The organism is Leptospira fletcheri (assembly GCF_004769195.1).
GTDB lineage: Bacteria > Spirochaetota > Leptospiria > Leptospirales > Leptospiraceae > Leptospira_B > Leptospira_B fletcheri.
The window spans coordinates 475,716-500,521 of the sequence record NZ_RQET01000004.1 but is presented as its reverse complement, the minus strand read 5'-3'; the positions used below and the strand labels follow the sequence as shown (position 1 = coordinate 500,521).

Below are 24,806 nucleotides of genomic sequence, written 5' to 3'. Positions count from 1 at the left end.
AAAAAGGTGCGAATTGATGATTTTAGGGTCAAGTAAAAAATCTTAAAATTCGAGCAAGAGGCTTCAAAATAATTCAATCCGCCGGTTTTTTTTCACTTTCTAGAGCAATTTCTGAAATTTAAGCGCATAATTTTTACGACCGGTTTCCGAAAACGATTCCCTTATGAAATAAATTTCTTATTCTGAGGAGAATGCCCTGCGTATTCTGCGGAGAAGAAAAGGTTCCGGAAGGAATTTTTGAAGCCGGAAAATTCTTCTGCCGTGCCTGTAGCCGGGAATGGATCTTGGAGAAGCGCAAAAATACGAGGGCCAAGCCTCCGGAAAGCCATAGTCTAACCAACGAAGTTCTGCTGGAGTTCCTCTCTCTCTTCAATACCAGCGCCAACTTGGACGCCTTACTCCAGAATTTTACGAACCTAGCGTTTCGAAAATTGAGCCTCCCCGGAATCTCCGTAATGGTCTATGAGCCTAGGCTCGACCGCATTCTCGTTAAATCCTGCAAAAATCGGCAAGGCCCGGCTTTAGAAAGATTGGCCTTTAAAATGGAAATTCGAAAGGGCGAGGAAACGGGCCCCTTCGGTCGATGCGTAGACACTTGCAAATCCATTTATTATAGATTTGCGGAACAAAAGCTGAAGCAGATCAAACAATACGGTCGATTGAATCGGGTCGTCTCTGCGCTTTGCGTCCCGATCCATTTAAAAGGGGAGGTCCTAGGACTTATCAACGTGGATTACGAAAAAGACGATCCGTACCAGGCGGAAAAAGATCGCTACTTCCTGGAACTGATCGCGAACCAATTCGCAACCACATTAAAGAATCGAATTCTTTTCGAAATCTCCCAGACACAGTCCAGAAACTTCCGCAATCTGCATTCTGCCGCGTTGAAGCTAAGTAGTTTAGGTTTCAAATATCGAACGGAAATATTTAGAGTAATCCTTTTATGCCTCACGGAATTTTCCGAAAGCGATGCTTATGCAATTTTAGAAAAATCGAACGGCTCGGAAAATGAAATTGCGGTAAAAGGACATTTTCTAACGGGAAATTCGATGGTCCCGGAATTGAAACTGAACAATGACCTAAAGGGAAACTGGGAAATCCTATCTCACCCGACGGAGGAGGTTCGGGTTTTGGACTCCTCAGAAATATCCGATTGGAAGAAGTTAGGATTCGGAAAAAAGAATATCGCCCTTTTACCGGTACTTATTTCGGACGAGACGAATATCTGGATCTTACTCACGAAAAATCCTGAGTTCCTATGGAGTCACGAGGAGCTAGACGTGTTAAACGCGTTTGCAATCCAAGCGGGAATTTCCATCCAAAACTTCAACCTTTTCCACCAGAGAGCGGAGAAAGAGAGACTCGATAGGGAAATCGAAATTGCGAGAGAACTCCAAAGATCCTTGCTTCCGAGAAAAGTTCCGGGACATTCCGATTACGAATTCGGAGGAACGATGATCCCTGCAATCGGGGTCGGCGGAGACTATTATGATTTTATAACGGACCCTATGGACAAAGAGACTTACATCTGCATCGGGGACGTCAGCGGGAAGGGAGTCCCCGCAGGCCTCGTAATGGCGACAGTTCGCACGGTCATTCACTCGTTAGTCAGAAGGAATCCGGGAACTTGGGAAATCATTTCGACCGTAAACACGTATTTGTATCAGAATTATTTTAAGGATTCGTTGAGTCCCAGATTCATGTCGCTGACGATGATCCACTGGAATCGCGTAGGACATGAATTTCAATTCAGCGGCGGTGGACAGGGAAATATTTTGGTCTATCGGGCCTCCTCCGAACAAATCGAAGAGGTACCTACGGGAGGCATCGTCCTGGGAATCGATCCGAACGTAAGCGAATTCGAGAACCACGGAGAATTCCGGCTAGACATCGGAGATTTTTTCGTTATGGGAACGGACGGAATCTGGGAAGCTTTGGATGTCGACGGAGATCGGTACGAAACGGAAAGATTGAAGGACTGTATCCTAAAAAACAGAAAAGAATCCTTACCGGTTCTTTTCGATAAAATTGTGAAGGATATAAAACGCTTTACCGGAGAACAGGAGCAAGTAGACGATATCACTCTAGTGGGATTAAGAAGGTTAAAGTAGATCTATGTCTGAAAAAATCGTTCGAGAAGAGGACGTATTTTCGGAGGCCTGGTACAATCTTCGAAATTATCAGGAACTCATCCGTCGTAAAACGGCAGTCATCGCTTACTCCGGAGGAAAAGATTCCTCTCTTCTTCTGCAATTTTATCTCTGGCTCCGAAAAGAAAAACACCTAAGCAAGGATCCGATTCTGTTTCACCTGGACCATTCGATCCGAAAAAACGAAGGGCAAGAGAAAGAAATCCTCGAATATATTCGAGGGTTGGGTCTTTTGCTGATCGATAAAAAAAAAACGTTCCAAAATTTTCCCATCGAACCGGTTTTAGTTTAGAGGAAGCGGGGAGAGCTCTTCGTTACAAAAGTCTTCATCGAATTGCCGGAGAGGTGGAAGGCTACGTCGCGACAGGACATCACTCGGAGGACTATCTAGAAACCGTAATCGTCCAGCTGATCCGAGGTGGAGGTTGGAATTCTCTTCGCACTTTGAAAGTGTTTGAAAACGACAGACTCCGGCCCCTTCTACTTTTTAAAGAATCCGATCGGAAATCTCTACTCGAACATCCGAAATGGCCGGTCTTCGACGATGAATCCAACGAATCCGACTCTTACCTCAGGAATAGAATCAGGAAGCAAGTTCTTCCATATTTATTGAAGGAAGGCGCCAATCCGGAAAAAATCTATCGGAACTTTCATGATCCGGAAGCTCCCAGACCCAAAGCCGACAAAAGCGGAAAAGAAGTTCGCATCGTAAGTCGGCAAATACTCGAATCGGAAACCGAATCCGTCTGCAAAGACCTTCTCGACCTGCATCTGAAATCCGCACTTCTCCATCCGCTCTCCGGAAATTTCCTACGCGATCTGCTTTCCAAAATCGACTCCAGAACCTCTTTTTCTTTGGAAAATAAGGAAGCCTGGTTCTGGAAAAGTGTTTCTTCCGACCTTTATATTTTACCTAAATCGGGGGCATTCTTTAGAAGCTTTCAATTCGATTCGAAATCCAGATTTTTGCGCTGGAACGGGAAAACAAAGCGGGTTCCGGAACTTTGTCTGCCGGAATCCGATGCGGAGGGCGAAAAAATTTTATTGAGAGGAATTCACAGAGATCTTTCTGAGTTGTTAAGGGAAAAGGAGATCCCCGTCCCGATCAGAAAAATGCTACCCATTCTAAAAAGGAACGGGAAAACTGTAATGGTCTGTCTCCGAATGTGGGATACAAGGATGGATGATATCCTGTCCGACGATTTCCAAGGAGCCTTTTAGAATAAGGGGAGAGTATGTCGGAAGAGGTTCAAGAAACGAAACCCGATCCATTCTTCCGGGAGGTTCGATTCTATTCCTCCTATGCGGACGCATCTAAAGTTCCCGCCAGAGGAATACCGCAAATCGCCTTTGCCGGACGGTCCAATTCCGGAAAGTCCAGATTGTTAAACGCTATCGTCGAGCGCAAATCTCTCGCAAAAGTTTCTGCAGTTCCTGGAAAAACGAAGCTTCTGAATTTTTTCCTAGTGTCGAAATCCCTGTATTTAGTGGACACTCCCGGATTCGGTTATTCGGCCAATTCGCATAAAGAACACGAGCAAATGATGGATTTGCTTATGAACTATCTGAATAGCGCCAAAGATCTTAAGGTGTTATTCTTACTTTCGGATGCACAAAGAGAGTTACCGGAAGAAGAGCTGGAGTTGATCGGCACTTGCTTTGAACGCGGAATGAAACCGGTACTGATCCGAACGAAAGTCGACAAACTGAACCAGTCGGATCTCGCCAAGCTACGTAAAAAAATGAAGAATATCCAGGGACTCTATCCCATGCTGGAGGTGGTACTAGTTTCTCCGAAATACGGAAAAGGTCTCCCCGAGTTGCGAAAGATCATAGAAACGATGATGAAGACGATCATTTTACCGGTCGAAGAAGAGCCTTTTCCGGGAGAGGCACAAGGCCAAGGTTAAGTTTTATTTTAAGCGAGATCCTGCAGGAAATTCCCTATCGTTTCGAATTCCCCGTTATATACTTTGTTCGCGAACTGGATTTGTTTTCGGTTCAACTCTTGGATCGTATCCAACGTTTCCTTTAACAAAGCCTTTAATTTTTCCTGACTCAATTCCATTTCGAGCTTTCTTTTCAGTTCTACGAGTTCGACACGCTTACGGGATTCTTCCTCCTTTTTTACGTCGGACTCTTCGGAGGATTCGGGATTCTTATCCAAACGACCTAATTCCAATTCGATCTGTCTTAGTTCGGACATGAGGTCCCATTCCCGATCCGTAATGATCTCGGACCTTCCGCTTTTTTCGGAATTTCCTTTTGCGTTCTTTTCGGATTCGACGGAATCGGATTCTTTCCCGATTTCTAAGGTCGCTTTACCGGTCTCTTCCGCCTTTTTTACGGAAGTCACTTTCGTTTCGCCGGCCACAGCTACCAATTTTCCGTCTCTCATTTCGTATTTGATGGAAACGTCTATCGATCTGATTTCGGCCCGATCTCGAATCGCTTCGCTTTTAAATTCGGCGACATGGCCCAATTCATGGGAAATTACGTGAAGAACGGAGGTAGATTGGGGCGAGCTTTCTAACTGCCCGTGGCCTACGTACTTGACCGACGTATCTCGCGATCTTTCCAGTACGGCAGATTGTATTGCCCCGACATTCATCCTATATTAAATGTCGGCGATAAACTTTCTCAGTTTAGGATTTGTTAAAAAAATTGAATCTATCGAAAAAAAAATCATTCGGAAGGAACGGGGATCTTATTCAGAATTTCTATGATAAAATCGTCCGTTAACTCGCCGAATATCAGCGCGTAACGTGTTCCACTCGGCATTTCTTCCTTTCTTATGACTTCCGCTTCCAACTGACAAGAAAACATAGGAGACATAATTTTCAAACGAAAGCCGACATCCCAGACTCCATCCGAAACTAAGGAAATTCCGATCATCGATATATCGATCAGATCCCCTTCTACACAATCTCCCCCGTAGAAAACACGAACTCTGTTTTGTCTGCGAAACCTTATATAAAATCTTTTATCTCGCATGCAATCGGGTTCGTCCACGGGGGACGTATTTTTCCCGATCTCTAGCCTTTGCATAACCGGGAAAGTTTACACCTGTAAAAAATAAATAGGAAGGAATTTTTCAAAAATTTCCCGAAAAGCAACGCCTTAGACCGCTTCAATACCAGCATTTCCGCCGTTATAAAACGAAAGAATCGGATTCCTTAGCGAGTTTCACTTCGGCCAAAGAGCTGCCCGATTTTTCGGACTCGAAAATCCGAAGAATATCAGCGTCCGCGTGATCCGGTTCGTGATGCGTTAACACTAATCGATCTACACCTAGTATTTCTCCGCATCTGACTGCGATTTTACCCGCAGTATGTCCCCATCCGATCTTGGCAGCGGCTTCGTCGGAACTATATTGAGCATCGATTACTAGAAGATTTACCTTTCCGAATTCCTTTCTCAACCGTTCGATTTCATCCAGGCCTTCTTCCCGGACTTCCAAATCCGTGCAAAAAAGGAAACTTTTCCCGTTTTCCTCCACGTGATAACCCGTACAATTTCCGGGATGCCGCAGTAAAAAAGGGGTCACCTTAAAATCTCCGATTCTTGAGGGTTTATCCTTTTCCAAAAGTGTGAACGTCTTACTGGAAGCCATCGAATCGAAAGACACGGGGAAATTTTCCGGATGCTGCTGCCTTTCCAACCTTTCCTTCAAATTTGCGATCGTGGAATAAAAATCGATTTGAATGGAAGGCATGTAGGCAGGTTTAAAAAAGGGCCAACCTTGGATATGGTCCCAATGTGTATGGGTCAGACAGATCGAAATCCTCCCTCCGGACGCGATCCCGTTCTTCAGGAGTTCGTTTCCTAACACCCGCATCCCGGAACCGCAGTCGATCACGAGACGACTTCCAAGGGAAGATTCAACATAAATGCAGGTGGTATTTCCTCCTATCGGTTTGGCGAGAAGAGGATCCAGAGATCGAACAAAGTCCGAGACGGAAAATTCGTTTCCCTTTTGCAAAATCTCAGGCAGGGCCTTTTCGAGTATTCTTTCGATTTTTTCCTGGTATTCTAGTTCCGAAATCGGCGTCGGGAGCGAGCCCCGAACACCATAAAGTTTTATTTTCACTGTATTAAATTAGACAATCGGGAGATTTGGTATTCTCGGTATATCCTCAATGACCGAAGATTTTCGAAAAAAACTTTGGAACATCGCGGGCGGAATTCCCTTCGACTCGGAATATTTCCTGAGAATTCTTCCTGAAAGTAAATTAAAAAAGTCCGATCTATTCGTATCGGACTTCGGGACATATTACTTGGAGTTGGGTTCCGGCTGGGGGGAAGTCGCGATCGAGCTGGCTCAAACTCATCCTGAAATCGGATTCGTGTTGATGGAAAAAAAGGCGGATCGGATCAGAAAAACGATCAAAGCAGCTAGCCGCTTAAAGCTGACTAACGTGAAAATCTTATCCGTGAATTTCAACTGGTTCCTCGAAGACATTTTCGAGGATGGGAGTTTCGAAGAAATCCTTCTGAATTTCCCGGATCCATGGCCGAAAAAAAGACATCACAAACACAGAACGCTAAGTCCCAGATTTTTGGATTCGATCCACCGACTGCTCGTCCCGGAAGGCCGTTTTCGCTTTGCTACGGATTACGGACCTTATGCCAGAAAGGCGATTGGTTACTTTCGTCGGGATCCGCGTTTTAGATCCGTCGGTCCAGAGTATTCGCTATTCCGAAAGGATTTTCCCGTTTCCTATTTCGAAAGAACGAAGCGGGAAGAAGGTTCGCGGATTTATTATCTAGACCGCGAACGTATCTGATACTTATCGATATAGCAGGGAATAAACGTTGTCCTTGTCTTGGGTCAGTGAGTATTTCCAGGCAATTTCTCCCCGATCCGTGTACCGGATTGCCGTATTGTCCGAATAGACTACGATGCAATCTTTCCCTTTTCCCGGGAGAAGTCCCTCAACCGTTTTTGAATCGATTTTGATCGAAGTAGGCGAACTAGATCCCGCTTCTAACCGGAACAGATTCTCTTTAGCGACATACCACAAAGTGTTCCCGCGGACACTAAACATAGAAGCGGCTGCGTCTATATTCTCCGCTTTAGAGACTCTTCCCTTGCCCGAGATATATAGAATCTGATTCTCCAACCGGTAAAATACTCCGTCTTCCGCAGACCCGAGCAATCTAGGTTCTTGGGAAGCTTTGCCGGTCCACGACGTTTCCATTCCTCCGTTAAGACTCGAATCCATCACAGAAATCTTATTTTCTTTCGAAGTGGCAGCGGATAAGAGTAGTCGACCTTCTTTTGTCGATGTCCAAGATTTCGCTTCCAACGGAATCGTCTTCTTGTCCTCCAATGTTTCGGTATACGACGTCAAGGACCTCTTACCGGAGACCTCCGTTTCTATCAGGACGCGTTCTCCCGCAATCTGTGCCTTTTTAAAATTGCCCGAAAGTTGCAGGGATTGAAAAAGGACGCCGGTATTTTGATCCCGAACCTCCAATGTTTTATCCGTAAAAGCAAAAATCCGTTTGTCCGCAATCACCGATTTGTAAGGTTTAGTGGCCGAAATCCTCCAAATCCGGATCGCTCGATTCTTATCCAGTGCCTCGAGAGAAGTACCATAATTCATCAATAGAGTATCGTTTATCAGAATGGGAACTCCGACGAGGGATCCTCGATTCGGAAAAGGCTGAACGATAACCGGCGTATCGTCGTCGGCCAAAAGCAATCTTTCTGCGTGAGTGGAATAGGGAGAATTCGGATATTTCTCGGCGATTTCCCGTCCAAGTTCCAAGGCCAATTTCTTATATTCCGACCTACTGGGATATTTCAAACGCAATTCACTCAGTATTCTGATCCGAGCATGAAGATATTTTTCGTTTCTCTCCAGATCGAGAGCTTTTCCAATTTCCGAATCCGCTACTTCCAAGTCACCGCGTTTAAAATAGATATAGGAAAGCTGGTAGTGCGCGTCCGAAAAATCGGGATTTCTCTTTATAATATCCTTAAATACATTCGCTGCTTGTTCCAAAAGGTTATCGTTAAATAACACGATTCCTATATTATAGGGCGCTAATTCGTTTTCGGAATCAGATTTCATAGCGCTCTCGAATTCCTCTCGTGCCTCTTTCGTCCGACCTCCGTTATAAAACGCGATCCCTTTTCCTATTTTTGCCGCGGAGAATTCCGGATTCAACAACCAGGCTCGGTCGAAGGATTGAATCGCGGGATCATAATCCTTTCTTTGGAGAGAGATGATACCCAATTGGTAATGGCTATAGTAGGAATCTGGTTTCTTTTCCAGAATCTTTTTGAATCCCTTTTCGGCCTTATCCGCTTCTCCTTTGCGCAATAGGAAGGCGTTGATCGCCTCTTGAGACGCGATATTTTTCGCGCCTTCCGGGGAATTTTCTAAGAGGGAAATTCCTTTTTCCTCATTTCCCATCGCCAAATAACATTCCGCTATTTTTATGTATAACGTCAGCTTTTTGGTCTTATCGTATGCAGTTTGGTAAAGAGGTAATGCCTTATCGTACGCTTTCAAGTCGAAGAATCGGTTCGCCTTCCTGATCGTAGGGATTACCTCCGCAAATTTTTTATTCTGCTCGATTGTCTGCTTCGCCTCGGCGATTTCCGGAAGGTCTTTGGTAAGTTTCTCAGCCTTTGCTAGCCATGAAGAGGCAGCGTCGTAGTTCGCTTTTTCGTTTTCTTCCAGGGAGATTTTATAATATAAATGAGCCAGGCGGAATTGAAGCGCATCGTTCGACGGAAACTTCTTCAAAAGATTTTTGTACGCGCTCTCCGCTTTTTCATATTCCTTCTTATCTTCGTAAGTACGGGCCAAAACGATCCCGGAAGTAGGATCGTTTGCCGTTTGACTTTCGAGCTCTCTCGTATATTGAGCAACCTTCGATTGGTTTTTTTGGGAAGAGTACAAGCGAATCAATCCCTGGAGGGCTGGGAGGTTTCCCTTTTGTATGCTTAACGCTTTTAAAAAATTCTGTTCCGACTGTTTCTGATCTCCCGAGATTTGAAACAGTCGCCCGTATGCGGTATACACGCTTGGGTCGTTAGAATCTTTCGATTTAGCCTGATCGTAAAAGCCTCTCGCCGCTTTCGTTTCTCCTTTTCGGAGTCGCTGATCCCCTTCATAGATCAACTCGGCAACGTCTAAAAATAGGCGGGCTTTTTTGACTTCATCGTCCGATTTCAATTTATCCAATTCGTTTCTTGCGGTTTTGAATCGATTGTCCGAAGCAAGCAAGTAGGCCAAATTCAGAACAGGCTCCTTGTATGCCGGATCCAATTCTCTCGCCTTAGTAAAGGAAACTAGCGCTTTCGCGTTTTCTCCCAAAGATTTTTGATTTAAACCGATCTGATTGTAAACTGCGGCGTTTTTCGGGAAGAAAGGCAGGGCTTTTTCGAGTACCGAGATCGCTTTGGGAAAGTTTCCGCTTTTATTGAATGCGGCAGCTAAGCCCGAATACGCTTCCCAATAATCCGCTTTTAATCTCAAAGAGGTTTCGAAGGCCTTGACTGCACCATCCGTGTCACCGGCCAAAATCTTCGCGTTTCCAAGAAATACGTACGGGGAAGGGTTTTTCGGATCCAATTGCGAAGCAGCGGAAAAAGAAAAAATCGCCTCTTTGTAATTTTTGTTCTTTAATGCAGAATTTCCTTTTTCAAGTAAATGTGCGACTCGAGTGGCGGAAGCGGATTGTTTGGCAGAAGCCAATTCCGGATCGATGCCTCTGGCTTTTTCGAAATATTTTTCCGCCTCTTCGTACTCTTTCAATTGTACGGCTGCATCCCCAAGTTGCATATAAAGCTGTGCCTTGAACTTGAATTTTTCCTCGGGAATGGATTTTAATGCGGCGTACGCATCCTCGTAACGCCCGACAGCCTTCAAAAGAACCGCTTTCTTAAAAGAATAAGACGATGCGTCGATTTTCGGAAGTTTTTCCAATCTGGAATACACTTCTATGGCTTCGTTATTGGAACCTTGAGCCGTGTATAGGATACCTAAGGTCAATAGGATCTGTTCGTTTTCCGGATCCAATTCCGTCCCTTTCTTCAGGGATATCAGGGCTTCTTCCGATTTTCCGAGTCTATACTCGGAAGATCCGATCAAGTAATAACCTTCTGCGGTCGGATATACGGATACCGCTTGCTTGCCTTTTTCCAAAGCGATCTCAAATTTTCCCTTTTGGTAGGCCGCATTTCCTTCGTTGATTAAATTCGAGGATTTTTTAATACTTTGTCTAGTAAGAAGGTCCTTTTCCAAGACGGCGTCTTGGGCGTTCGATTTTCGAAAATCGCGGGAACTACAGGCGATAACGAAAAGGAATACGAATGCCGGAAAGAAAAGATAGAAAAGTTCCTTTTTCGGAAAATGATTTAGAATTTTCATTTGTATCCCCTATATTGAATTTTCAAATCTTTCAAAGGTGAATGTTCCTTGAAATCATCCCCTTTCGTGAGAATGGAGATCGTCCAAAATCCCTGAAAGGAAATCTGTCCTTCCCATACCATATCATTCCCGAGATACAGTCGCACTCGCTTTTCCTTTGCATCGGTACGAAAAGAGAAGGCCCGGCCCACATCGTTTTCCAGTTTTAGATACTTATAACTTCCGACGGTCTTGCCTTCCGAGGGAAAATGAAAAACCGACACCTTTTCCGGTCCCGCTTCGAAACCAAGGTTGAAACCCGGGCCGTGGAACGTTATCGCCACCGTGCCGCTCTTGTGGTCAGACGGTAAAAGGAAATTACCGATGATTTCCAGTTCGTCCGCGGGAATAGGCAAAGAGTAGACTCCGTTCCAGCCCGACGGTAGGTTTTTATTTTTCGTGAACTCCAGATTACCGATCCCGAAAGGATTAAACCCGACTTCTCCGGAGCCTTTCCAAAATTCGGTTTCGGAAAGTAGCGAGCCTCCGGAATAAGGGAAGCCTATCTCCGTTACCTTATCGGACTTTACCTCTAACGTTGATTCATAATATACTAATGATCCCTCCGGATTATCTTTTATCAGCTCAATCTGATAATTTCCCGGATTCAGACCGCTTCGGAAAAAAGGAGTTTCTCCCTGTTTGAATCCGTCTACGGAGACGGAAAGCCCTGCCGGTACGCTTACGATCTTAGCGGAACCCAAGGTTTTGTCTTCCTCCCATTCCTGAAAGATCGAAGATCTTTTTCCTGCACGGACGAGAACGGTTTTGACGACCGGTTTTTTTCCCTTTAAGTGAAACTCCACTTCCTGCAAGCCTTCGCCGATCGAGAAGTCGAGTTGCGGAGTTTTTCCTAAATGAACGCCTTTATGGAAGACGTCGGTATCCCCGGAGGAGGCACGGATATTCAATTTTCCGCGGACGGTGGAGCTTATGATTTCTTTAATTTCGGATGAAAAAAGTTTTCGCTCCCATACCGGCACGGTGGCTTTACGAGCATCCAAAGAAATGATACGATCGCCGGCTTTCCAGAAAAAAACCTGGCTCCAACTTCCTGAATCTTCCGAGTTTGCAAGAGGACGTTTAAAGGAACCTTCAAACTCTCCGAATTTAAAACCGTTGATCGGATCTATTACGGAAAATTGAAATACCCATCCGTTGTCGGTTTCGACCACCTTCTCTTGGACGAAAGCATCCACTTCCGCATTTTTGGCCGCGGCAAGTAAGGCGTCCGGGTTGGACCAAATGTCGGCCGGAATCTTTACCCCGGAAAACTGGACTTCTCTCCACGGAATACCGATCTCTTGTTCAAAATAGGCGACTAACTTCTTATCAACGGACTTAGGATAAGATACGGGAGAAAAAGCCAAGACCGGTTTTTCATGACCGGATTTGCGAATTTTATAATCCGATTCGGACTCCCTGAATAAAAAGCCGCCTGGGTTTTCCCCCAGTGCTCGGTAATAGGGTTCTTGGATCGTCCGAGGAGGTTCCTCCAATTTCTGGACGGTAGAGCACGCAATCGGAAGAAATACGAGCAGGGATAAGAACGAACGGTTACGTGAATAGATGGTCCCCATTCAGTAAAAAAATTTCCCTCGGTCCGTTTTAGCAAACCTTTTCCGGAATGAGTCTAAATCGAGTGAATTGAATTCCCAGAAATCCAAGGACTTCGGTCGGGGAATGGGTAAATTACGTGAATTTGTAATAAAAGGAATGGCCCACCTTTTGTTGAAAGGTGGGCGGCGAGGTTCCGGTAAAAGTTTACCGGAAAATAAGGAAAAACAAAGCTTTCGGAATCCCTGTTTAGAAGGTTTCCTTAGGATTTAATTTCAGTTTTTCCTTTTGGACATCCTGTTGAACGTATTTCGTCTCGTTCACGACTCTAGCAGTTTGGGTGACTTCATCTGCGCTATTTCTAGACATTTCTCGCTTCTGAAGTTGTACCTTGGCTTCCTCCACACTGGAGGTCTGGCTCAAAATACGTAATTCTTCGCTCGAAGCTTTGAGTTCGTCTACCAAACGATTGTATTCCAAAACATCGTTCTTTTTCAGTACGATCAAGCCTTTGAGTTCTTTCAAAGATTCGGAACGCAGAGTTAAAATCAGCTTATCAGTCAACTTCTGGTTCTTTTTCAGAGTCAATTCCCGGTTCCGATCCAAAATCACTTCCGAATCTTCCCCGACTTTCGTTACTGCTACGGATCCTTCTAGAACGGCGAATCTTACTTCGCAACCTTCGTTAGCACAATTCATCCGATTTCCGGAGGGATTTTCCACTGATGTAAGAAATGTGGTCCCACGAACCCCTGCCAATGCGGTAGGAGTCACGACTCGGAAGTCCGATGTCTTCTGTTCCTTACGAACCATGGTCACGATTTTTCCGTAATTTACGTTTACTTTTACGTCAGATCCAGAATCCGTCACCAGGGTGGCTACGGAAAGTTCGCTATTTTTTGAAACCTTAATGATCCCGCTATCCGCTACGATAATCTCAACGCTACCGTTTGCTCCTGTTAGGATGGTGTCAGATGCGGAAACCGTCAGGCCTTGTTCGGCCTTTTTCTCGCCAGCGGCAGATTGGATTCTAACATCTCCCACTACCCAGACGATTTTTGCAGGTGATACCCGAGCCTCGGACTTGACTTGGTCACGTCCGGTTTTAGGACCGCAGGCAATTAGAAAAGAAATCGCAAGGGCCGAGGATAAGATTAAATTAGTTTTGATTCGAAACATATTCTGCCCCGCCTTTTAGCTGAAAGAATGCTATATTAAAAACAATCTAACAAGGATTTTTTTTCCAAAATTCAAAGAATGCAATCTTTTCACAAGGGTTTCGAAGCAATCATGGAAAAAAATTTCCTATATATAAAAACAAGTTCTAGTGGGGTTCCACTGGAAGAACCAGGGAAAATCATGACAAAAAGACTCAAAAAGCTCAAGGTCCTGGCTTTTCTTTTTTGTTCGAATCCTCGGATTCCTGAGTATCTTCCAAATCTTCTTCTAATTTACATTTCGGATAATGATCTGCAGGTAAGCTGGAACCGACCCATCCAAACGCTTCTTGAGCGGAAATTACGTGTATATCCCATCCCCGAACGATATTCGGGCAATCCCAAACCTTGTTTTTACAAAGTACTTGGCTTGCCTTGGGTTTTGGATAAGCCCAAGCCGCCGGAGGGTGAAGGCATTGCATTTCGATTTCCGCCAATTTTCTCATCCGTTTGACGTTATCTTCGAATCGCTTGAATAAATTCACCAGAGGATTCGCGAGCACCTCGTTAAAGTAACCTCTCGTGGTATTGTAAGCCAGGTAATATACCAGCTCCTCCATAACGTAATCCTTATCCGCACTAAACGAGCTCACTGTGTGAATATAACGTGCGATCTTCATAGAATCGGTCAGTAATTCACGTAATACGTCTTCGGATTTGTCGGCTCCTTCCTCTTCTTCTTCGTCCGAAGAGGAATCACTTTCCCCGTCGTCCAGGAGCAGATCCGAAAAGAAGGTTTCGTCAGGTTGCTCTTTGTCCAGTTTTTTGGCCGAATAAGTACTGGGGTCGCTATTGTCCTGGAGGCCGAGCGGAACGTGGTTGGAAGCGGCGGAGCACACGAATTCCGGAAGATCCAGTTTTTGCATAAAATTCGCACATAGTTTTGCGATCCTGGTTTTCTCCGAATCTTCAGGAAAAGGTCTGTTCCAGTGCTCGGAATTCACCCTGACGATATCCATGAAGATTCCACCTAAAAAGGAATAACGTCGGAGCATTTTATATTTTAACGCGTCCGGAATCAGCACCACACCTAGAGACAGTAGACCTAGTTCACAGATATGCTTAAAGAACGGTCCGTTGACCTGATAGACCTTGAATAGAGCGAGTAAATGTTTCTTATTGGAAAGGGAATTCCGAATGATTCCCTTATAATTAAACGTGTTTTCCTCATATACGAATTTGAGAAATTTTTTGTCCGTCTGTTTCAACTGGAAAACGATCTTTTCGCTGATCTTGTCCTGGATTTGGCCCGTGAGCTCCTTGGTAAGTTTTACTTTGAACTCCGGAGTATACTGACCTTTGATTTCCTTGAGGCGGGTTAAGGCGGATTCTTTGACCTGAACCTCCTCCTTTACGAGGACATTTCCGCTGTTGTCCGAAATGGGGTTAAGAAAACGGAGCATATTCCCAGTTCCGTAATCCCTTACGAAGAAAAGTAAGTCTTCGATTGATTCGAATTCTATCGCTTTAGGAGAGACTTTCATTCTTAAGATGATCCCTGCGTGTGATTCTAAAAGGGTTATCCAGACTGGCAAGCATAGATTCGAGACTTTTTCTCCTCTCTTCGCGGATCCCTTCCCGAGATTCCAAAACTTGAAGCAACCGGCAGGATAAGTCCGCCTGGCAACAATCCGGTTCCGTGCATTCTTCCTTGAATCGATTTAATTCCGGAAAACTCAGTAAAATCTCCCCTCTCGTAAGGTGAAGTATTCCCCATTCCTTTATTCCGGGAGAGTCTATCAAAATTATATCTTTTTCCAAAATTAGAAAATTAGAATTCGTAGTCGTATGTTTTCCTTTGCGTGTGGAAAAGCTGATCTCCGAAGTCCTTTGCAATTCCTTTTCCGATAAGACGTTTACCAGGCTGGATTTTCCGACTCCTGAGTTACCCGCCAAAAAGGTGGTTTTGCCGGAGATTTTCGAAACCAAATCGGAAATCCCTTCTCCCGTCTTGCAGGAAACCGCCAACACATCATAGCCCAAATTTGAATACGATTCGATTCGATTTGCCAAGACGGTTTCGTCGACCAAATCCTTTTTTGTAAAGAGAATCAAAGCAGGAATTCCTGCAGAATATGCGGAGGCTAGACATCGGTCCAAAAAACCGTCTTTTGTCTCCGGATTCCGTAAAGAAACGAGCACTGCGATCTGGTCCACATTCGCGCAAAGAACTTGAGCGTCCCCTTCCTTGCTTTTTCGCAGGAGCTCATTCTTTCTCGGAAGTTTCTCCGAAATCACCCATTCTCCGCCGGATTCTTCGGCGAGCACGGAATCACCCACCACAAAAGGATGACGTTCTTTGGAAACTAGCGTCCGGAGTTTCCCGCGTAAAACGGCGCGCCGCCTTCCTCTTTCCGGAGAATACAGATCATAGAAAGCGCCAAAGACTCTAGCAATGGTAAAAAACTCCTTTACTCTACCGGTCGAAGTCGTCATTGTAATGCCTAGTTTTTCGGGCCGCCGATGAAAATCATACGCAAATTCGGACCTCTACTCGGTTTGGTTCTTGCCATAACCTTTTTACAAACCGTCGTTATTCTGACGTTAAATATCGGATCCGCCACCGCCAAAGAGAAGGAACTCCTGATCGGAAGTCTACTCATATCCGCGGCCGCGGCTACTCTGTTTTATATCGTTTTTTCTCTTTTAACGGGTGACACGAGCTTTTCTCAAACGATCGACAGATTGACCGTTCGAGATAGACAATATCTGAAATACCTTTCCGTTTTGGATAAATTTAAGAGCGATTTGATCGCCACGAATATTACGGATTCGGTTTGCGAAAAGATACTCAAATTCGTTCCGAATATCGTTCCACAAGCATCCACAAAGATCTATTTATGGAGAGAAGATTTGGGCACGTTTTCCCCGTTTCCTAAAGACGGGGCAGCGGAACATTTTTATATCTTCGATCCGTTTTTACTCTGGATCACCGAACACGATCGAATCTTTCATACTTCGGAATTCGAAACGAATCCGAATCTATCCCAGATTAAAGAACACGCGATCTCCTTTGCCCGAAGAACCGGCGCGGAACTTTTGGTTCCGCTGATATTAAATCGGAGTCTGCTCGGTATGATGGTATTGGGAACCCGCGATGTGAGAAGAGAATATAGCAAGGACGAATTGGACAAATTGAATGAAGTTCGTTCCGTTTCCGTAATGTCTCTTTCCAATTCCATTTTTTACGAAAGATTGATAGAACTTACCGAGACTCTTGAGGAAAAAGTTCGGAACCGCACGAGGGAATTGGAAAACGCCCAGTCCCAATTGATCATGTCCGAAAAAATGGCGTCTTTAGGAACCATGGTCGCCGGAATCGCTCATGAAATCAATACTCCCGCGGGAGTCATTAACGGGTCCGCCGACAACCTGGAATCGAACATGAATTATATCGTTAAAAACGTTTTCGACGTGGTTCGCTTTGCAAGGAATAAGAAACTCCGGAAATCTTTCGAAATCGCGCTGCTGTACTTGCTCCGAGATCGTAAAAAATCCGCGCCGATGGAATCCAAGGATAAATTCAGGGTAAAAAAGGATATCCGGGAAGAAATGACCGCTCTCGGCATAGAATCCGGACTCGCGAGCGATGTTTCCTCTTTCGTGATCGAAAACGACGTTTTGGAAGTGCGTAAGCATATTTTCGAAGTGATTGTTCACGGCGAAAAAAAAGGATATTATATGCTGAAACACGCTTCGAATACGAATCGGAACATTAAGAACATTCGATATTCGATTCGGAACATCGTAAGGATAGTAAAGGCGTTAAAATATTATTCACATTTGGACCAAAGCAAATCCTTCATCAGTGCAGATATCGTGGAAGGAATCGAAAATACTCTAGTCATTATGCACAACCAACTGAAATACGGAGTGGAAGTCCGGAAAAATTTCGCCTCGATACCGATGGTCGTTTGTAATCCGGACGAGCTCAATCAGATCTGGACCAATCTGATTCAAAACGCGAACCAAGCGATCCGAGGCCAAGGGGTGATCGAAATCTCCGTCTATCCGAAAGCCGAAAAAGTATTCGTAGAAATCCAGGACGACGGCCCGGGGATCGATCCCGGAATCAAAGATCGGATTTGGGATCCGTTCTTTACGACGAAGGATCAGGGAGAAGGTTCGGGATTAGGTTTGGGTATCGTGAAAGGAATCGTAGAAAAACATAAAGGTCAGATAACGTTCCAATCCCATCCGGGAAAGACCGTTTTTACTGTGGAACTTCCTCTTCGTCCCCCCGCCGTCTCTACTTAGAAAATCGAGAAAAAGTTCGTAAGAGATGAAATCCCGTCCCGCTTTAAAAAAGAAATCGAAGAAAGAAGAGAAAAAACCTAGTTTCTACGAAGAAGTCTATTCGATCACAAAAAAAATTCCCAGAGGAAAAGTGACGAGCTACGGTAGAATTGCAGTAATTCTCGGCCACCCAAGAGCGGCAAGAGCCGTGGGCTATGCTTTAAACGCGATTCCGAAAAACCGCGAGGGAAAAATCCCTTGGCAGAGAGTGATCAACAGTAAAGGCAGAATTTCCTTTAGAGGGGATTCCCACCGAGCGATCCTGCAGAGAAAGATCTTAGAGTCGGAAGGAATCAGATTCGACGATAACGAAACCGTCGATTGGAAAAAGTTCGGATGGCCTTGAAGAACAGGAGGAACCCTTGGTAAAGAATCATCCTGTAGCATTAACGATCGCCGGCTCGGATTCCGGAGGAGGAGCTGGAATCCAAGCGGATCTCAAATCCTTCCAGAGCACGGGAAGTTTTGGAACTTCCGCGATCACATGTATTACCGCTCAAAATCCGGAAGGAGTTTCCGGAATTTTGGAAATCGATCCGGACTTTCTGGAAAAGCAGATCCGGGCTGTTTTTTCGTATTTTTCCGTAGCAGCGGTAAAGACTGGAATGCTCCTTTCAAAAGAGATCGTTTCTCGAGTGGCGCTTCTCCTTCGCGAATTCCGAAGGGAAGGCCGGATATTCCGATACGTACTGGATCCCGTAATGGTTGCTTCCAGCGGAGCAAGTTTGTTACGCGAAGACGCCGTCGATTCCATTTTGGACGAATTGCTTCCGTTGGCCGACCTGATTACTCCGAATCTGGACGAAGGAAAAATCTTAGGAATAGGGAAAATCCGTCGTACCACGGAAATGGGCGCGGCGGCGGAAACTTTATCCGAAAAGTTAAAGACGAATGTGCTCTTAAAAGGCGGTCATCTAAAGGATGCGGACAAGGCTGTCGACGCTTTGGCGATTTCCGGTCGATCGGCAACGATCTACTCGAAACCGTTTATCAGGGATTTTTATCCGCACGGAACGGGATGTACGTATTCTTCCGCCATCGCTTCCTATTTGGCCCAGGGAGATTCTCTCGAAGTTTCCGTTTCCAAAGGAAAAGATTTTCTGCACTCTACGATCGTTCAGGCGTATTCGATCGGAAGATCCAAAACCTTAAACCACCTTCCGAAAGAATATCGTTAAATCGATTCCTGCTATTTCGAAGATAGGAATCGTTTGGATTCCTCCTCCAATATTTCCATAGGTAAGGAACCTTTTCCCAACGCAAATTCGTGAAAGGCTTTTATATCGAAGCGTTCACCGGTTTTATTTTTCCAGTCCTCCCGCAATTTCAAAAAGGAGATCATTCCGATCTTATAGGCGCAGGCTTGTCCTGGATATACAATATAACGTTCGATTTCCGCTGTGACGTCTTTCGGAGGTAATCCGGTATTCTTGTTCATATACTCGATAGCTTGCTCCCGAGTCCATCTTTTACGATGGATCCCCGTATCGACAACGAGTCTGACCGCTCGGAACAATTCGGCCTGCAATCTTCCCAAATCGGAATAGGGATCTTCCTTAAAAAATTCGTAATCTTTGGCTAATCGTTCCGCATACAAAGCCCAACCTTCCACAAAGGCTGTAAAATGCGTCGTCCGTAAAATTCGAGGGGCATCGGTCAATTCTTGGGCCCAGGCGATCTGTAAATGATGTCCGGGAACCGCTTCGTGATAGGTTAGAGTCCGCAGGCCAAATTTGGGAATTTCCTTCAGGTCGCGTAAATTCGCGTAAAAGACTCCAGGACGTTTTCCGTCCAAACTGGGCTCCTCGTAATATGCGCCGGGAGCACCGGCTTCCTTAAAGGGAGGAATTCTACGGACTTCTACCTTTGCCTTAGGCCATCTCGGAAAAATTTCCTTGGATCTTCGGATCGAATCGGCCAGTATTTCGGAATAAGAGGCTAAAACCATCTCTCTTCCCTCCTCCGAATCCGGAAAAAGAAATTCGGGTTTGGACCGCAACTCCTTCAGCGCGGTAGGGATGTCCGCTCTTTTAAAACCGAGAGAGGTTAATATCTCTTTCATTTCCGTCTGAATCCGTTGGACTTCGGAAAGTCCCAACGAGTGTATTTCTTCGGGCGCGAAGGACGTAGTCGTATGGTATTTCAAAACATGGGCATAATATTCGTCTCCATCCGGTAGCTTCCAGACTCCTGCCTTTTTATCCGAAGACTTGGTTTGGATCTTTAGAAATTCCTCTAATCGTTCGTATGCCGGATAAATGTTTTTTCGAATCTCGTTTTCGGCTTCCGCTAGATATTTCTTTTTATCCGGATTCTCTTCGGATGAGATCTTGTTCATTTTATTTAAAAAATTCGAATATAATATATTTTCCTTCGGATCCGATTTCTTAAAATTCCTGATTTCATGCAATACTCGTTCCAGTATGAAAATAGGCGGAATAATACCTTTGGCTTGTCTTAGCTTTAAGCCGCGCATGCACTGATTTAATTTCTCCGGTATCCCTTTCAATCTTTCGATGTAAGCTTCCGCATCTCGAAAATCGTCTATCGAATGCACGGAAGCCAAAAAAGTCGGAATCTGATTCTGCACTCCGAACAATTGATTTACCGGGTAATCATAATATACGAATGCTTCTCCTCTCGTCGCCAAATCGAGACTCCATTCCAGAGATCGATAATATACTCTTTCCTCTTCCGACAATCCTGCGACATCGTAACTACGAAGGGCCGCTAACTGCCTCTTTTTTCTGTCGGCAACCTCTACTTCGCGTTCCGGAGAAGAGTCGGTCCATTTCGAATTATGGGAATGGATTCCCCAGGCGTCCAAAATCCTCAGTGAGGAAAGGGTTTCCGGATCATCGAGAACGTTTTCCCAAAATATCTTTTCATAAAATAGGGAAAGGGTCAGAGGTCTGAAATAGGCAGTATGCAATACCAAGCCTGCCGCAGCAAGTAAAGCGACGATCCCGATAAGGAACAGGGACAATAAGATTTTTTTCATATTCTGACTCTCTTAGGGAACGAATGGAATTTTATTCTTAGAATAGGGGAAAAAGAATCTTGATCAGAAAGATCAGAATCGCAGTCCAGATCGCGGATGAGGACAGCGAAAACGGAATCGGGTTCGGCCAATCCACCAAAGGAACGCACACGAAAAGGAACATTCCCGCGTAGGAGAGGGCAGGCGAACGATCGAAGAGTTTCTTTTGCCATTCAAAAAAACCCTGTCGAAAATCTTTTGCCTCTCCTCTCGCCTTATGTAGAAAAATCCATTCCGATATATAACCGAAAATACAGAACAAAATCCCGAAAAACGAAAAAGCGATCAGCCAAGTCTTATCCGCAAAACGAACTCCCGAAAAATACAGAACCAAAGGGAGTCCGGGCGAGAGCAAAGCGGAGAAAGGATAAAGTAAAAATCTTCGGAAGAATTTACTTTCCGAAAAATATTTCAGCACGGGCACTCTTCCCGCAATCTGGTATGCCCCACAAAAAACGCAGCGTTCAGACTCCGCCGGAATCAGGGAACCGCAGTTGCGGCAAGAGATTTGTTTCTTTCCTTCCTCGATTCCGGATGTCACAATAGTCGCCTTAAACTTTCTTCATCAGCTTATTGATCAATTCCCTTAGGAATTGTTCGTCGGGCGTACCACTGCGTATCGCTTTGTCGTTAATATAGAGACTCGGAGTGCTGCGTATATTCAACTTTTCCGCTTCGTCCACTTCCTTGGAAATCTGCTGGCGAACGGCCGGAGAAGATAGGCAAGATCGAAAGGAATTCATGTTGAGTCCGCTAGATTCCGCCAATTTTAAAACGGTGGCTGGAGTATGCATAACTCCTAGCTCTGTATCCTTATAAAGACCGGAGTAGACGACGGAAAATTTATTCTGCTTATCCGCACAAATAGCGGCGGAAGCGGCGACGCAAGAACTTGCTTCGGGAGAGGATCTTTGGACAAGACGATTGCAATTTCCGTCCAAAGGAAAGTTCTTATAGACGACCTTTACGATTCCTTCATAATCCCTCAGGATTCCCCTAAGAATATGGGAAGTATGCATGCAATGTCCGCAGTTAAAGTCCGCGAATTTCACGATCGTAATAGGGGCCTTCGGATCTCCCTCGACGGAAGATCCGACGATGTCGATCGGAGTGATCGGAGCCGCGTCGTAATCCGCAAGAGCGCGAGAGACTTGAGAAGCCCCGGAGTGTTCTCCCGCAGTCAAAGAAGAAGAGGTGATTTTGCCGAAAACCTGGCCGACCAAAAGGAAAGCCAAGATCGCGATCGCGAAATTCAGAAAATCCTTGGATACTGTGGGCAGAATCTTTGCCGGGGATTTTTCTTTGATTCCCTGGAACCTCGAATACGTAAGAACCAAAAGGGCTAAGGTAATTACGTAAGTGGCCGCGCAAAGTCCGCAGATCGCCTTAATAACAAATAGAGAAACCAGGAGTAAGGCAAGATCGATGATCGTTCCTAATACGATCATGTAGAATGCGAGTCGAAGATAATCCGTTTCGGAATTTTTATCCCTTTCCGACCAAACGAATAAAAACCCGAGAAAACCGTAGAACGTAAAACCGAACAATGCGATCGGAACATCTCCGAAGAAAGGAATATTACGAATCGCGGAAAAACTGCTTTCCGAAACCTTGTCACAGGAACCCGTTTCGCTGAGAGCGTTACAAAGGGCCTGGGCCGCTCCGTCTCCGCCGAAGAACTTCTGGATCAGGAAAAAGGAAAGTATAAGACCGATTCCGGCGATTCCGGCTAGAACATAATTGGATTGGAGTTTTTTCATCCGATTTTCTCCCGTTTAGAATTTACCTTAGTACCGACGATAAATGCGGAAGGAAAGAAAAATATCTGGAAAGGAAGCCGGGGGATTCCGAGTTAATCTTCTCCGAGCGAGGAAATCGCTTCCGCTAGATCGATACGACCCTCGTACAAGGCCTTTCCGGTAATCACTCCGAATACCGGTGTGGGAGTTCCTAAGGCGGAAAGAGCCATGATATCCTTCAGGGAGGAAATACCTCCCGATGCGATGACTTGGAATCGGAACTTATTCAAGATTTCACGATACGCATCTAGATTCGGTCCGGCCAAGGTTCCATCTTGGGCGATGTCCGTAAATATGATAGAACGTATTCCGGTCCGTTCGATCCGTTCCAAAAGATCCATATAACGAATACCGGAATCCTCTTCCCAGCCGGTTATCTTTACGATTCCGTCGCGAGCATCCACCGCTACCACAACCCGCTCTTTTCCGTATTTTTCCAAAGCGAAATCCAATAAATCCGGATCCTTAACTGCGGCAGTTCCCAAAATGAATCTGTCTATTCCGATGGAATCGTAATATGCCAGTTTTTCCTTATCCCGGATCCCGCCTCCTAATTGGATCTTGAGCTTCGTGGATTTGCGGATCTTAGAAATGGATTCCTCATTGATTCCCGCACTACCACGCGCCCCGTTCAAATCCACCAAATGAATGATGGATGCTCCGTTCTTTTCGAATCCTTCCGCCAGCTTCCAAGGTTCCGTGGAATAAACGGTTTTATCCTCATACTTCCCTTTAAAAAGTCGAACGGCGCAATTATCCAGTAAGTCGATGGCAGGTATTAAGATCATAATGATTTTATAAAATTCTCCAGAATTTTTAAGCCGAAGGAATGTGATTTTTCCGGATGGAATTGTGTCCCGAATATATTGCCCTTTTCCACCACTGCGGGAAATTTTTCCCCGTAATATTGGCAAAGACCCGTAATAGCCTTACCTTCCACTTCCACCGATCGATAGGAATGTATGAAGTAAAAGAAGGATTCGTCGGGAATATCCCGAAGAAGTATGCTATCCTTTTGCCTTCTTTTGAAAAGTTTATTCCAACCGATATGAGGGACCTTAAAATTTTTTCCCCGAAATTTACGGATCTTTCCTTTTAAATATCCCAAGCCTTTCACAGTCGCAGATTTGTTCGAAGAGAAGATTTCATCGGAATCTTCGAACAAAATTTGAAAGCCGATACAAATCCCGAATAAGGGTTTTCCCGACTCGACATGTTGATCTACGATATTTTTGAGGCCGAAGTCCCGAAGGTTGGACATTGCTTTATCGAAATGTCCATCCCCGGGAAGAATGAGCGCGGAACAGTTCCGGATTACTTCCGGATCTTTTGTATAACTATAATCTTTCGTGTAAAGAGAAACCGCTTTCAGGCAGGAATGGATATTTCCCATTCCATAATCTAGGACTGCAATCACTCCAACACTCCCTTAGTAGACGGAATGGAACCTGCCGATTGGGGGTCGATTTCCATTGCCATCCTAAGAGCTTTTCCGAAACCTTTGAATATGGATTCATGAATATGATGACGATTCTCGCCATAATGCACCTTTACGTGCAGATTCATTTTGGCATTCAACGCGAATTTCTGCAAAAATTCCAAAGAAAGCTCGGCATCATAAATCCCGAATTTTCCGGTTAGTTCGGGTCCGGAATATTTGAAGAAAAACCTTCCTCCTAGATCCACTGCAACGGTGGTAAGCACCTCATCCATCGGAAGAGTAAAATGGCCGTACCTACGAATGCCGCTTTTATCTCCCAATAATTTGTGCAGAGTAGATCCCATTAGGATGGCTGTGTCTTCCACACTATGATGGCAATCGATTTCTATGTCTCCTCGCAGCCAAAGATCTAAATCCATCAAGCTGTGTTTAGAAACGTGAGAAAGCATATGGTCGAAAAAAGGAATCTGCGTATCGAACTTGTATTTTCCGCTCCCTCTCGGGTTCAGACTAAGCTTTATCTCCGTTTCGGTTGTTTTCCTCTCTTCTTTCATACCTTCCTAACCCTACTTTCCTCTCGATTATCGTGTCAATGAATTCCAAAAATAAGCTGACGGAAAGACGCGATTTCGAAAATTATCCTCATCAGGGAATTTCATTCCTCTAAAAGCCGAAGTGGCGGAATTGGTAGACGCACTGGTTTCAGGTACCAGCGGGTAACACCGTGGGGGTTCGAGTCCCTTCTTCGGCAAAATTCCATCGAACAAAATCTTTGAGCTGGAACAGTCCCGGTCCGAAAGCGAAAAAGATCTCCTTAAGGATCGTTCATTTACGTGATCATAGACAAAGCACAACCCAACCTGCGGGATCCACAGTG

General features: G+C 45.0%; 21 protein-coding genes, 1 tRNA gene and 1 pseudogene. 9 read left to right on the top strand and 14 right to left on the bottom strand.

Features of this window, described 5'->3' with window-relative positions; all coding sequences use genetic code 11:
• Nucleotides 1-191: 191 nt before the first annotated feature.
• From EHO60_RS05725 to yihA, 4 genes and pseudogenes are all read left to right on the top strand, one after another.
• Complete coding sequence (locus EHO60_RS05725; protein WP_135767194.1) at nt 192-2,111, top strand: GAF domain-containing SpoIIE family protein phosphatase; 1,920 nt, start codon at nt 192-194, stop codon at nt 2,109-2,111.
• Nucleotides 2,112-2,115: 4 nt separating this feature from the next.
• Complete coding sequence (locus EHO60_RS17315) at nt 2,116-2,442, top strand: PP-loop family protein (protein WP_281283027.1); 327 nt, start codon at nt 2,116-2,118, stop codon at nt 2,440-2,442.
• A gap of 38 nt (nt 2,443-2,480) precedes the next feature.
• Nucleotides 2,481-3,371 (top strand): annotated as a pseudogene (locus tag EHO60_RS05720) (PP-loop family protein); the annotation flags it as partial.
• Nucleotides 3,372-3,385: 14 nt separating this feature from the next.
• Entirely contained in the window at nt 3,386-4,060 is a 675-nt protein-coding gene (gene yihA, locus EHO60_RS05715; RefSeq protein ID WP_135767193.1) for a ribosome biogenesis GTP-binding protein YihA/YsxC, read from the top strand.
• Between the two features lie 8 nt (nt 4,061-4,068).
• Here the strand turns inward: yihA and EHO60_RS05710 are convergent, their stop codons facing one another.
• From EHO60_RS05710 to EHO60_RS05700, 3 genes are all read right to left on the bottom strand, one after another.
• Nucleotides 4,069-4,761, bottom strand: a complete 693-nt coding sequence (locus EHO60_RS05710; RefSeq protein ID WP_135767192.1) for a hypothetical protein — start codon at nt 4,759-4,761, stop codon at nt 4,069-4,071.
• Between the two features lie 74 nt (nt 4,762-4,835).
• Nucleotides 4,836-5,144: a PilZ domain-containing protein gene (locus tag EHO60_RS05705; RefSeq protein WP_246028151.1), complete on the bottom strand. Its 309-nt coding sequence runs from the start codon at nt 5,142-5,144 to the stop codon at nt 4,836-4,838.
• A 157-nt stretch (nt 5,145-5,301) separates the two neighbouring features.
• Nucleotides 5,302-6,240: an MBL fold metallo-hydrolase gene (locus EHO60_RS05700; RefSeq protein ID WP_135767190.1), complete on the bottom strand. Its 939-nt coding sequence runs from the start codon at nt 6,238-6,240 to the stop codon at nt 5,302-5,304.
• 49 nt (nt 6,241-6,289) lie between these two features.
• Here EHO60_RS05700 and trmB point away from each other — a divergent pair, with 49 nt between their 5' ends.
• Complete coding sequence (trmB, locus tag EHO60_RS05695) at nt 6,290-6,937, top strand: tRNA (guanosine(46)-N7)-methyltransferase TrmB (RefSeq protein ID WP_135767189.1); 648 nt, start codon at nt 6,290-6,292, stop codon at nt 6,935-6,937.
• Between the two features lie 3 nt (nt 6,938-6,940).
• Here the strand turns inward: trmB and EHO60_RS05690 are convergent, their stop codons facing one another.
• The 5 genes from EHO60_RS05690 to rsgA all read right to left on the bottom strand — a co-directional run bounded on the left by EHO60_RS05690 (nt 6,941) and on the right by rsgA (nt 15,789).
• Entirely contained in the window at nt 6,941-10,540 is a 3,600-nt protein-coding gene (locus EHO60_RS05690) for a tetratricopeptide repeat protein (RefSeq protein ID WP_135767188.1), read from the bottom strand.
• Complete coding sequence (locus tag EHO60_RS05685) at nt 10,537-12,159, bottom strand: LIC10124 family lipoprotein (protein WP_135767187.1); 1,623 nt, start codon at nt 12,157-12,159, stop codon at nt 10,537-10,539. The genes EHO60_RS05690 and EHO60_RS05685 overlap by 4 nt, the downstream gene beginning before the upstream one ends.
• 226 nt (nt 12,160-12,385) lie before the next feature.
• Nucleotides 12,386-13,315 (bottom strand): FecR family protein, encoded by a 930-nt coding sequence (locus tag EHO60_RS05680; protein WP_135767186.1) that lies wholly within the window; start codon nt 13,313-13,315, stop codon nt 12,386-12,388.
• A 202-nt stretch (nt 13,316-13,517) separates the two neighbouring features.
• Nucleotides 13,518-14,837 (bottom strand): hypothetical protein, encoded by a 1,320-nt coding sequence (locus EHO60_RS05675; protein WP_135767185.1) that lies wholly within the window; start codon nt 14,835-14,837, stop codon nt 13,518-13,520.
• A complete protein-coding gene (rsgA, locus tag EHO60_RS05670) occupies nt 14,821-15,789 on the bottom strand; it encodes a ribosome small subunit-dependent GTPase A (RefSeq protein WP_135767184.1) in 969 nt (322 codons plus the stop codon). Before rsgA ends, EHO60_RS05675 begins: the two co-directional genes overlap by 17 nt.
• Nucleotides 15,790-15,816: 27 nt before the next feature.
• Between rsgA and EHO60_RS05665 the strand changes: the two genes are divergently transcribed.
• From EHO60_RS05665 to thiD, 3 genes are read left to right on the top strand one after another with little or no spacing between them, the layout of a single operon-like run.
• Nucleotides 15,817-17,610, top strand: a complete 1,794-nt coding sequence (locus EHO60_RS05665) for a sensor histidine kinase (RefSeq protein ID WP_135767183.1) — start codon at nt 15,817-15,819, stop codon at nt 17,608-17,610.
• 25 nt (nt 17,611-17,635) lie between these two features.
• On the top strand, nt 17,636-17,995 hold the full coding sequence (locus tag EHO60_RS05660; protein WP_135767182.1) for an MGMT family protein: 360 nt from the start codon (nt 17,636-17,638) through the stop codon (nt 17,993-17,995).
• A 16-nt stretch (nt 17,996-18,011) separates the two neighbouring features.
• Complete coding sequence (thiD, locus tag EHO60_RS05655) at nt 18,012-18,827, top strand: bifunctional hydroxymethylpyrimidine kinase/phosphomethylpyrimidine kinase (RefSeq protein ID WP_135767181.1); 816 nt, start codon at nt 18,012-18,014, stop codon at nt 18,825-18,827.
• Nucleotides 18,828-18,838: 11 nt separating this feature from the next.
• Here the strand turns inward: thiD and EHO60_RS05650 are convergent, their stop codons facing one another.
• From EHO60_RS05650 to hisB, 6 genes are all read right to left on the bottom strand, one after another.
• On the bottom strand, nt 18,839-20,650 hold the full coding sequence (locus EHO60_RS05650) for a DUF885 domain-containing protein (RefSeq protein ID WP_135767180.1): 1,812 nt from the start codon (nt 20,648-20,650) through the stop codon (nt 18,839-18,841).
• 37 nt (nt 20,651-20,687) lie between these two features.
• Entirely contained in the window at nt 20,688-21,230 is a 543-nt protein-coding gene (locus tag EHO60_RS05645; RefSeq protein WP_135767179.1) for a hypothetical protein, read from the bottom strand.
• Between the two features lie 10 nt (nt 21,231-21,240).
• Nucleotides 21,241-22,449 (bottom strand): vitamin K epoxide reductase/DsbA family protein, encoded by a 1,209-nt coding sequence (locus EHO60_RS05640; protein ID WP_135767178.1) that lies wholly within the window; start codon nt 22,447-22,449, stop codon nt 21,241-21,243.
• A gap of 92 nt (nt 22,450-22,541) precedes the next feature.
• Nucleotides 22,542-23,276 carry a 1-(5-phosphoribosyl)-5-[(5-phosphoribosylamino)methylideneamino]imidazole-4-carboxamide isomerase gene (gene hisA, locus EHO60_RS05635; protein ID WP_135767177.1) on the bottom strand — a complete coding sequence of 245 codons (735 nt, stop codon included), beginning with the start codon at nt 23,274-23,276 and terminating at the stop codon, nt 22,542-22,544.
• On the bottom strand, nt 23,273-23,905 hold the full coding sequence (hisH, locus tag EHO60_RS05630) for an imidazole glycerol phosphate synthase subunit HisH (RefSeq protein ID WP_135767176.1): 633 nt from the start codon (nt 23,903-23,905) through the stop codon (nt 23,273-23,275). Before hisH ends, hisA begins: the two co-directional genes overlap by 4 nt.
• Complete coding sequence (hisB, locus tag EHO60_RS05625) at nt 23,902-24,483, bottom strand: imidazoleglycerol-phosphate dehydratase HisB (RefSeq protein WP_135767175.1); 582 nt, start codon at nt 24,481-24,483, stop codon at nt 23,902-23,904. Before hisB ends, hisH begins: the two co-directional genes overlap by 4 nt.
• Nucleotides 24,484-24,598: 115 nt before the next feature.
• Here hisB and EHO60_RS05620 point away from each other — a divergent pair.
• A tRNA-Leu gene (locus EHO60_RS05620) sits at nt 24,599-24,680 on the top strand.
• Nucleotides 24,681-24,806 lie beyond the last annotated feature (126 nt).